This window comes from Bradyrhizobium sp. 132 (genome assembly GCF_023074185.1).
Lineage (GTDB): Bacteria > Pseudomonadota > Alphaproteobacteria > Rhizobiales > Xanthobacteraceae > Bradyrhizobium.
In genome coordinates this window covers 1-816 of record NZ_JADPKY010000048.1, presented here as the reverse complement: position 1 = coordinate 816, position 816 = coordinate 1, and the positions used below count along the sequence as shown (strand labels likewise).

The following is an 816-nucleotide window of genomic DNA, read 5'->3' as shown; positions in this document are numbered from 1 at the left end:
TGCGGCGCGGCAATCAGGATGGAAGTGCAGCGTCAATCAGGATGAGAGAGCTTCGCCGGGCTCGTGACGCAGGGAGGGCGTAGCCCGACCGGAGTTACGAGCCCGGCGACGGCGCGATCCGAGTGGACCGCGCCGTCTGGTGATCGCGGCTGGCCGGTGATGGATGGTTCTTCTCGCCAAAGAGGAATCACCCGTTGCCAGGCTGCCATGTCACCGATCACCAGATGAGGCTCTACATGAAGTTCCGTCAAACCAATTCGCCGCCAGAGGCGGCCGCGAAGGCGTCGTTCAGTTCGTCGACCGCTTATCGGCTCGAGAAGGATCTGCGCCTTCCGTCGCAAAAGAAGTCACCGCGGCAAAGGCGCCGGCCGGATCCCTTGGCCGACGTCTTCGGCCTGGAAGTCGTGCCGATGCTGAAGGCGGCTCCCGGCGTGCGGCCCGTGGCCATCTTCGAGGAGATGCTCCGACGCCATCCTGAGCTGGGGGCTGGAATCCGCCGCACGCTCGAGCGCCGGATCCGCGCCTGGCGGGCGATCCACGGCGAGGAGCAGGAGGTCATCTTCCGCCAGACCCACGAAGTGGGCCAGGTCGGCCTGTCCGACTTCACCGATATGGGCGAGCTTGGGGTCGCCATCGCTGGCGTGCCGCTCGATCATCGTCTGTATCACTTCCGGTTGGCCTATTGCGGGTTTGAACACGCCCATGTCGTGCTCGGGGGCGAGAGCTTCGTCGCATTGGCCGAAGGGCTGCAGAATGCCCTGTGGTCGCTCGGTGGGGCACCGCGGGAGCATCGGACCGACAGCCTGTCGGCCGCCT

Annotated in this window: 1 pseudogene; it reads left to right on the top strand. The window is 65.8% G+C overall.

Going from position 1 to position 816, the window contains the following annotated elements:
* Positions 1-224: 224 nt before the first annotated feature.
* Positions 225-816 (top strand): annotated as a pseudogene (locus IVA74_RS08785) (IS21 family transposase); the annotation flags it as partial.